The sequence below is a fragment of the Amorphus sp. MBR-141 genome, assembly GCF_053628695.1.
Genome location: NZ_JBRJGW010000056.1, coordinates 1 through 8,468 on the forward strand (window position 1 = coordinate 1; position 8,468 = coordinate 8,468).

An 8,468-nucleotide genomic window follows, 5' to 3' on the forward strand; every position below is an offset into this window, starting at 1 on the left:
GTTCAGGGGAATAGCGCTTCTTCGGCATTCTCAGCTCCAATGTTGGAGCCGAAATCTAACTCACAACAGTGGCCACTTGCCGGGGAGCAGGCCATTGGCCACCGGCCCCTGAACCGACTCCAGGATGCGCTGGAGCGGTTCTTCCCACGGCATGCCGGAGCCCGCCGCATAGGCCGGGGCCGTGAGCAGAAACGTGAGGGCGGTAGCCGACAGAAATCGGAGCTTTTTGCGCATGGATAGGTCCTTTCATGAGAGCGATTGCAGTTGGGGCAAGGAAAGCGTGGTCACCGCGTAATCGCCGTTGGCGTCGATGCCGGCGACTTCGGCGATGGTCTCGATGCGGCGGGATGAGCCGCGCCCCGCGATAAACACGACGAGATCGATCGCCTCGGCGATCAGGCGGCGCGGGATGACGCTGACGCTCTCCTGGACGAGCTGCTCGATCCGGTAGAGGGCGGCATGGGCGGAATTGGCATGCACGGTGGCGATGCCGCCGGGATGGCCGGTGTTCCAGGCCTTGAGCATGTCGAGCGCCTCGGCGCCCCGCACCTCGCCGACGATGATGCGGTCGGGGCGCAGGCGCAGGGTCGAGCGAACGAGATCGGCCAGAGATACGACGCCCGGCCGTGTGCGCAGCGCCACGCAATCCACCGCCGCGCATTGCAGCTCGCGCGTATCCTCGATGAGGATGACCCGTTCGTCGCAATCGGCGATCGCGGCAATCAGCGCATTGGCAAGCGTGGTCTTGCCCGAGGAGGTTCCGCCCGCGACCAGGATGTTCTTTCGCTCCCGCACAGCCTGCTTGAGGGCTTCGGCCTGGATCGGGACCATGATCTGGGCACGGACGTAGTCGGCGAGGGTAAAGATCTTCGCGGCCGGCTTGCGGATGGCGAAACACGGCGCCAATGCGACCGGCGGCAGCACGCCTTCGAAGCGTTCGCCCGATGGCAGCTCGGCGCTGACAATGGGATTGTCGGCATGCACCTCGGCGCGGACATGGGAGGCGACCAGGCGGATGATCCGCTCGGTTTCGGAGGGGTGAACGCGCAGCCCGGCATCGCTCCGTCCCTCGCCGAGCCGGTCGATCCAGAGCCTGCCGTCTGGGTTGACCATCACCTCGATGACGGCGGGGTCGGACAGGGCCTCGGCAACTGCCGGCCCCATGGCGGTCTTCAGCATGGCGCGGCGGCGCTCTTCGGCGGTCGTGCTCATGGGTTTTCCTCCCCGTCCCTGGGGCCGAGCGAGCGCTTGCCGCCCGCGATCTGGCGGCCAACCTGCTCAACGAATTTCTGGTAGCGTTCCTGCGCAACCGCCTGCGTCGCCTTGTCCGGGATCGGCGTGTGCGCATTGAAAGTGAGGTAGAGCCGCACGAAGAAGGCAAGGCTCTCGGTCAGGACATCGATGTCGCGCCGGATCAGGTTGTTCTCGCGCGTCAGCCGGTCGAGGCGGATCCTCAGCGCCTCATCGAGCGCATGAGCGCCGCGGTGCCGGATGTAATGGCGGATCGCATCGGTGATGATCGCGGATTTGGAGGCGCCGGGCTTGGCCGCCAGCGCTTCGAGCTCGGCGCTCGTCTCCTCGTCGATGTAGATGTTGTGGCGCGGCTTCATGCAGTCTTGCCCTGACGGTCTTGAAAAAGTCAGGACAAGGATCGCCGGATGCGCCGGAATCTCTTACGGCCTTTATGTACGACGGAATGCGATCACATGCGGATGCTTGCGCGGGATCAGAATCCTTCGAGCATATCCTTCTCCGGCCCCATCGCTTCGTTAACGCCATAGACGCGCGCCGGCTTCGACAGCCGATCCAGGGCGCGCTTGTCGGCGACGACATCCGACTCGTCCGCGTCAAGCCCCGGAATATCCGGCTGCCCCGGCTCGACGGGCTTCGCGACCTCTTCTTCCGCCAAGCCCGGGTGGCGTTGCTGCTGGAGCCCGCCTTCCTCGACAAGAGAACCGTGCCGGGTACCGTCTTCGTCGGAAGGCATCAGGCGGTCGTCGGTATCGCGCACCTGGCCGCTCCAGTCGTCGGGGCGCGATGCCGGTTTGTCCTCGTAGCCACCTTCGGAAAGATGTGGGGCCGGCAGAACACGCTGGGTAAAGTTCCGATCTTCGTAATAGCGGAGTTTCTTCGCCCGGATCGGCGTCAGACCGGAGACCAGCACCAGCTCGTCCGCGGACGGCAATTGCATCACCTCGCCGGGCGTAAGCAACGGCCGCGCCGTCTCCTGGCGGCTGACCATGACATGCGACAGCCACGGCGCCAGCCGGTGGCCGGCATAGTTGCGCTGCGCCCTGAGTTCCGTCGCCGTGCCGAGGGCGTCGGAGATGCGCTTCGCCGTCCGCTCATCGTTTGATGAAAAGGCGACGCGCACATGGCAGTTGTCGAGAATGGCGTTGTTCTCGCCATATGCCTTGGATATCTGATTGAGCGACTGCGCAATGAGGTAGGCGCGGATGCCATACCCGGCCATGAACGCGAGCGCCGTTTCGAAGAAATCGAGCCGCCCCAGCGCCGGGAACTCGTCGAGCATCATTATGAGCTGATGCCTGCGGGTCTTCTTCGGGTCTCCTTCCAGCCGCTCGGTCAACCGCCGCCCGATCTGGTTCAGGACCAGCCGCACCAGCGGCTTGGTCCGGGAGATGTCCGAGGGCGGAATGACCAGATAGAGCGAGACCGGATGTTCGGCATCCATGAGATCGGCAATGCGCCAGTCGCAGGCCGAGGTCGTCGCCGCGACGGTAGGGTCGCGATAGAGGCCGAGGAAGGACATGGCGGTGGAGAGCACACCCGAGCGCTCGTTCTCCGACTTGTTCAGCACCTCACGCGCGGCCGAGGCCACGACCGGATGGACGCTCGGGTTCTCCGGCGTGCCGAGATGGTTGGTCGCCATCATGCGCCGCAGCGTCGCGGCGAAGGACCGGCGCGGATCAGACAGAAAGGTGGCGACGCGCGCCAGCGTCTTCTCCTCCTCGGCGTACAGCACGTGCAGGATGGCGCCGACCAGCAAGGCGTGACTGGTCTTTTCCCAATGGTTCCGGCGTTCGAGCGCGCCCTCGGGATCGACCAGGATATCGGCGATGTTCTGGACGTCGCGCACCTCGTCCGGCCCCTTGCGCACCTCCAGCAATGGATTATAGCGGGCGGAGCGCGGGTCGGTCGGATTGAACAGCAGGCAATGGGAGAACTTCGACCGCCAGCCGGCCGTGAGCTGCCAATTCTCGCCCTTGATGTCGTGGATCACCGCCGAGCCGGTCCAGGTCAGCAGCGTCGGCACGACGAGGCCGACGCCCTTGCCGGATCGCGTCGGCGCAAAAGCCATGACATGCTCCGGCCCGTCATGGCGCAGGTATTGGTCCTTCAGCCGGCCGAGGAACACGCCCGCCGGACGAAACAGTCCCGCTTTCTCGATCTCCCCCTTCACGGCCCAGCGCGACGACCCGTAAGTGGTGACGAGCCGGCTCTGCCGCGCCCGCCACAGGGAGCCGGCGATGGCGGCGGCACACCCCATGAAGCCGCTGCCCGCTGCCAGCATCCCGGCCTTGTCGAACACCTCCGGCGCATAGGCCTCGTAGAAATACCACCACTCGAATAGCTTCCACGGCTCAAAGACCGGCCAGCCGAACAGGACAAACCACGGGCTACCGAGCTGCGCCTGGTAACCCAACATGTCGGCGCACCACTGTGTCGCCGTCCACACCCCCAGGATGACTATGGCGAAGACGACCGCGATCTGACCGATGAGGAGCTTTGTGGGAGTCATGAACGTCGTTCCGCTGCTTGAGGCACACGGAACGAGATTCGCCCAGAACGCCGGGAACGCTTATGGCTTTTATGTACGCTGGAATGCGATGAACCGCACGTGGATTGGCTTTTGTCGATTGTGCTTTCATTATGAGCAGCAATGGGGAAGCACCATGAATATAGACAGAAGTCGTAAGGTCACCGGGATAAATGCCCTGCGACAAAATCATTTGCGATTGACACGCCTCCTGTACTCCGTGTTTTACTTTCGGCCAGCTTCGGTTCCTGTCCCGCCCCACGCGGCGGGAGGGATTAAAAGGGAACACGGTGTGGTGTAGCCATCAGGCGCCAAATCCGTGACTGCCCCCGCAACTGTAAGCGGCGAGTCTTTGCGCCATTAGCCACTGACGAAATGTCGGGAAGGCGGCGCATAAGGCTAGGACCCGCGAAGTCAGGAGACCTGCCGCAAGCGTGTCACTCACCGAACCGCGGGGCGCGGAGTCGGGCGGGGTTCCCGCAGCGGTGACTTTCGCCGCCTGCGGTTGGAAGTATCTCCTTTCAAGCCAGGCAAAGTGACCACAAGGCTGGAGTCCGTCAATGGAATCCACGTCTCCGCCTGACTTGTTACGGGGAGGAAGAGCCCTCATGAAGACCTACATCATTTCCGCATTCATTCTGGGAGCGGTCACTTCCACTGCACAGGCAGAGCCGACACAATATCCGCTGACGATTGAAAATTGCGGACAGGAAATCACATTTGAAAACGCGCCGGATCGCGTTGTTTCCATCGGCCAGGGCGGAACGGAGTTGCTTTATTCTCTGGGTCTTGCCGATGTCGTGAAGGGCACTGCACTTTGGCGCAGCGATGTGTGGGAGCAATTTGCTGATGTCAATGCGGGGATCGAGCGGCTGGGTGACAATGAGCCAAGCTTCGAAAGCATCGTGGCCAAGCGCCCGCAACTGGTCATTGCCGATCTGATCAACTCCATTGGCCCGAACGGCCGCATCGGCACGCCCGAGCAGTTCGCGGATCTCGGTATCGAGGTCTATGTGCTGCCGGACCAATGCACGGATATCGGCCCCGGGGCGAGCGGCGGCGCGGGCGCGCGCTACAAGCCGTTTGTTCTCGACCAAGTTTATCACGGGGTTGCCGATCTGGCGCGGATTTTCGATCGAAACGAACGCGGTGCGGCATTGATCGCCGATCTCAAGGCGCGCGAAGCTGGCGCGAAGGCGCGCGTCGCGGATGTTGGCGAGGGGATTTCCGCTGTCTTCTGGTACTCCTCCGCATCCCGGGAAAGCGACCCCTGGGTGGCTGGACAAAACGGCGTGCAGGGCTACATGGCGCGGACGCTTGGCGTCACGAATGTTGTCGACATCATCGACGATTGGCCGACGGTTGGCTGGGAAACCATCGCGCGCGCCAATCCGACCATGATCATCGCCCCCGATCTGGCACGCCGCCGCTACCCGCTGGATGCAATCGACGTGAAGCGCGACTTTCTCAGGGAGGACCCCGTTACGCGCTTCATGGACGCGGTGGAGAATGATCGTATCGTCCCGCTCGATCCGCAGGAGATCGCCCCTTCCCTGCGCCTCGTTGACGGGATTGAAAAACTTGCCGAGGCAATCGCAGCGATCAAGGGGCAGGAATGAGCGGCGATGCTCTACCCCTGCCGCGGGGCCAGAGCCTAACATGGCTCTGGCTTGCGCCGCTGATTCTGCTCCTGGCGTTGCTTGCGGGCACCGCCATCGGCGAGACGAATATTGCCTTCGATGTGGTCCTGCAAACCATTGCCAACCGGTTGTGGGATGCAGGCTATGCGGTTGACCGGATCGACGAAGGTATCATCTGGAGTTACCGGTTGAGCCGGGCCATCGTAGCGGCGGCCTGTGGCGCGGGGTTGGCGCTGACTGGTGTGGTCCTGCAGGCGCTGTTGCGCAATCCTCTCGCCGATCCCTATCTCATGGGACTATCCGCCGGAGCCTCCACCGGCGCGGTGCTGGTCAGCGTGGCCGGTATCGGTGCCGGCGTCATCTCCATGTCCTTGGGGGCATTGGCGGGGGCGCTCATGGCGTTTGGTTCGGTGGTCCTTCTAGCCCATGCCGTATCCGGCGGGTCGGGCGGCGGACGTGCAACGCAGGCCGCCGCTGCCATCATCCTTGCCGGGATCGCCGGATCGCAGATGTTCAACGCGCTGACCGCCTTCATCATCGCCAAATCCGCCAATGCCGAGCAGGCGCGCGGCATCATGTTCTGGCTGATGGGCAATCTTTCGGGCGTTCGCTGGGAGGATGTGCCCGCCACGATGCTGGCCGCCCTTGTGGGGTGCGCGGTCTGTATATGGCACCGCCGCGCGCTCGACGCCTTCACCTTCGGCGCCGATAGCGCGGCCTCGCTGGGAATAAACGTTCGCCAGGTTCGCGGAACGCTGATTGCCGTCACCGCCATGATGGTCGGGGTCATGGTCTCGAAGGTTGGCTCCATCGGGTTTGTCGGGCTGGTGATCCCGCATGCCATGCGGTTTGTGGTGGGAACGCGGCATGACAGGCTGGTGCCGGCTTCGGCCCTTTGCGGCGCGGTCTTTCTGATCGCCGCCGATGTAATCTCGCGGGTGATCGTGCCGGGACAGGTCTTGCCGATCGGTATCATCACCGCCCTTGTCGGCGCGCCCGCCTTTGCCATTATCCTGATACGTGGAGGACGCAACAGATGACGCTCGCTGCCAAGAACGTTTCGGTCACGGTGCAGGGCAGGGCGATCCTGCGCAACGTTTCGTTTCAATTGAGGTCCGGTGAGTGCCTTGGGCTCATTGGGCCGAACGGGTCGGGAAAATCGACCCTGATGCGCTGTCTGGCAGGGCTGAGCAAGCCGGACGAGGGAAGCGTTACTCTCGATGATGCCCCGATGTCGAAGATGACGGCGCGAAGCCGGGCGCACCGTCTGGCGCTGGTGGAACAGCAGGCCGAGACCTCGGACCGGATCACGGTGCGCGAGGCTGTCGAGCTCGGGCGTATCCCGTTTCTTTCCCCCTTGCGCCCCTGGCGGGAGGAAGACAGCGCCAAGGTAGCGAAGGCGCTTGCCGATGTCGGCATGGCCGGGTTTGAACAGCGGCTCTGGCACACGCTGTCTGGCGGCGAGCGTCAGCGCGTGCATATCGCCCGCGCGCTTGCACAATCACCCGAAATCCTGCTACTCGACGAGCCGACGAACCATCTCGACATCCGCCACCAGCTTGCCATTCTCGCGCTGGTACGCGCCCTGCCGGTCACCAAGCTGATCGCGCTGCACGATCTCAACCAGGCGATGGAGTGCGACAGACTCCTGATGCTTCACAACGGCGAAATCACTGCCTGCGGCGCGCCACAAGAGGTGCTCGACCCCGAGCGCCTGCGCGTCACTTTCGGGGTCGAGACCCACTTCATATCCCATGCGCCGAACAAGCCGCCGCTGTTGCATTTTTCCAGCGCCGCGGCTTGAGTCTTTCAGAACCCGGAAGGAAATACACAATCGCCATCGTCGCTGCCTTTTCGAAAAAGCGGCAAAGGCAGGGACTTGCGATGTCCACATGCCTACTCATAGCACGGTCTGTTGCACAGGCGCCGCGATTGTCCTTTGGAGCCACGCCCTGCTTAACCGTCTCTCACCAAGACATCTATGAAATCCCCAATCCCCTCTGCCTTCCGATGGTCCAGGAGATGCCGTCGCCGCGCATGATGCCGGAGACCTGCTTGCCGATATGGCGTTCGAGGACGGGGCGCCATGGCACGAGGGTGAATTCGCGGCTGTTCTCGACGAGGGCGTATTTGCCGCTGGCGAGTTCGACAGAGCGCCGGAGCGTGCCTTCTACCGGCTCGCCGGAGCGGGTCTCGACATAGGCGAGGCCGAGCTGGTTGGAAAGCTGACCGGCAACACGGGCAAGCTCGCGCCGACGCAGGGTCGACAACATGTTGGCGCGATAGACGATCCGATCCTGTTCCTCGTAAGCGAGGCCCTCGGCGATCAACCATTGCCGGCGGCGCGCCTGGGCCTCACGGACCTCCCGGCCGAAACCGGAGTCGCGGGTGAGCTCGGGATGGTCCGAGACGAGCTCGCGGTCGAGCCAGGTGGCGCCGTCGGCGCCGACTTGCCGATCGAGCGTAAGATGGGAAAGCTTCTCCACGATGACCGGCGCTGCGCGAGCCTGGCTCCGCTCGTATTCCACCACCCGGTCGAGATGGTCGGGCGCGATGATCCAGGTACCGTTGGGCTCGCGGGCAACGCCATCGGTGGCGCGGCGGATGGCCTCGAGCCGCCGCACATGGGTCTCGGCGTATTCCTCGGTGGCGCGGGGATCGTGTGTGAGGTGCAGGTCGATGGTGTAGCGCCCATCGTTGGCGGCGGCGACCTCTGCTACGGTTCGGTCCACGCGCCGAGGCTCGATGTTCTTCGGCGTCACACGCACGATATTGCCGTCCGGTGTCGGCTCGGTCGCCTCGCCCCTGCCGATGTCGACGTAATGGGTCCGCCCATCCATCCCGTCGACGATCAGAAAATGGCGGTCTTTGAGTTCGTCAGACAGCCCGCGCGCCACCACCCGCCCGATGACGGTTTGCGCGGTCGGGTCTCCTGGGTCGAGGATCGCGTAATTGGCCTGCTCCCCGGCAAGTGGCCACTGTTGTGAGTTAGATTTCGGCTCCAACATTGGAGCTGAGAATGCCGAAGAAGCGCTATTCCCCTGAAC

The 8,468-nt window shown here is 63.6% G+C and carries 7 protein-coding genes, 1 pseudogene and 1 riboswitch; of the genes and pseudogenes, 3 read left to right on the forward strand and 5 right to left on the reverse strand.

Going from position 1 to position 8,468, the window contains the following annotated elements; translation table 11 throughout:
- Nucleotides 1-96: 96 nt before the first annotated feature.
- The 4 genes and pseudogenes from ACSSVZ_RS27430 to ACSSVZ_RS27445 form a co-directional block, all read right to left on the reverse strand.
- Nucleotides 97-234, reverse strand: a pseudogene (locus ACSSVZ_RS27430) (TrbC/VirB2 family protein); the annotation flags it as partial.
- A gap of 12 nt (nucleotides 235-246) precedes the next feature.
- Nucleotides 247-1,212, reverse strand: coding sequence for a P-type conjugative transfer ATPase TrbB (gene trbB, locus ACSSVZ_RS27435; RefSeq protein ID WP_453974044.1), 966 nt, complete (start codon nucleotides 1,210-1,212; stop codon nucleotides 247-249).
- A complete protein-coding gene (locus ACSSVZ_RS27440; protein ID WP_142849557.1) occupies nucleotides 1,209-1,610 on the reverse strand; it encodes a ribbon-helix-helix domain-containing protein in 402 nt (133 codons plus the stop codon). Before ACSSVZ_RS27440 ends, trbB begins: the two co-directional genes overlap by 4 nt.
- 116 nt (nucleotides 1,611-1,726) lie before the next feature.
- Nucleotides 1,727-3,763 carry a conjugal transfer protein TraG gene (locus ACSSVZ_RS27445; RefSeq protein ID WP_453974045.1) on the reverse strand — a complete coding sequence of 679 codons (2,037 nt, stop codon included), beginning with the start codon at nucleotides 3,761-3,763 and terminating at the stop codon, nucleotides 1,727-1,729.
- A 243-nt stretch (nucleotides 3,764-4,006) separates the two neighbouring features.
- Nucleotides 4,007-4,226, forward strand: a riboswitch (cobalamin riboswitch).
- 163 nt (nucleotides 4,227-4,389) lie between these two features.
- Between ACSSVZ_RS27445 and ACSSVZ_RS27450 the strand changes: the two genes are divergently transcribed.
- From ACSSVZ_RS27450 to ACSSVZ_RS27460, 3 genes are read left to right on the forward strand one after another with little or no spacing between them, the layout of a single operon-like run.
- Nucleotides 4,390-5,400 (forward strand): ABC transporter substrate-binding protein, encoded by a 1,011-nt coding sequence (locus tag ACSSVZ_RS27450; RefSeq protein WP_453974046.1) that lies wholly within the window; start codon nucleotides 4,390-4,392, stop codon nucleotides 5,398-5,400.
- Nucleotides 5,397-6,461, forward strand: a complete 1,065-nt coding sequence (locus ACSSVZ_RS27455; protein ID WP_453974047.1) for a FecCD family ABC transporter permease — start codon at nucleotides 5,397-5,399, stop codon at nucleotides 6,459-6,461. Before ACSSVZ_RS27450 ends, ACSSVZ_RS27455 begins: the two co-directional genes overlap by 4 nt.
- The gene (locus ACSSVZ_RS27460) at nucleotides 6,458-7,225 is read left to right on the forward strand and encodes an ABC transporter ATP-binding protein (RefSeq protein WP_453974048.1); all 768 of its coding nucleotides are present in this window, start codon (nucleotides 6,458-6,460) and stop codon (nucleotides 7,223-7,225) included. The genes ACSSVZ_RS27455 and ACSSVZ_RS27460 overlap by 4 nt, the downstream gene beginning before the upstream one ends.
- Before the next feature lie 175 nt (nucleotides 7,226-7,400).
- Here ACSSVZ_RS27460 and ACSSVZ_RS27465 read toward each other — a convergent pair.
- Nucleotides 7,401-8,468, reverse strand: a 1,068-nt coding sequence (locus ACSSVZ_RS27465; RefSeq protein WP_453974049.1) for a DUF3363 domain-containing protein, incomplete at its 5' end; no start/stop codon positions are given.

Coding starts and splice junctions, on each gene's coding strand:
- ACSSVZ_RS27455 (WP_453974047.1), top strand. CDS start 5,397: ATGAGCGGCGATGCTCTACCCCTGCCGCGGGGCCAGAGCCTAACATGG.
- ACSSVZ_RS27450 (WP_453974046.1), top strand. CDS start 4,390: ATGAAGACCTACATCATTTCCGCATTCATTCTGGGAGCGGTCACTTCC.
- ACSSVZ_RS27440 (WP_142849557.1), bottom strand. CDS start 1,610: ATGAAGCCGCGCCACAACATCTACATCGACGAGGAGACGAGCGCCGAG.
- ACSSVZ_RS27460 (WP_453974048.1), top strand. CDS start 6,458: ATGACGCTCGCTGCCAAGAACGTTTCGGTCACGGTGCAGGGCAGGGCG.
- trbB (WP_453974044.1), bottom strand. CDS start 1,212: ATGAGCACGACCGCCGAAGAGCGCCGCCGCGCCATGCTGAAGACCGCC.
- ACSSVZ_RS27445 (WP_453974045.1), bottom strand. CDS start 3,763: ATGACTCCCACAAAGCTCCTCATCGGTCAGATCGCGGTCGTCTTCGCC.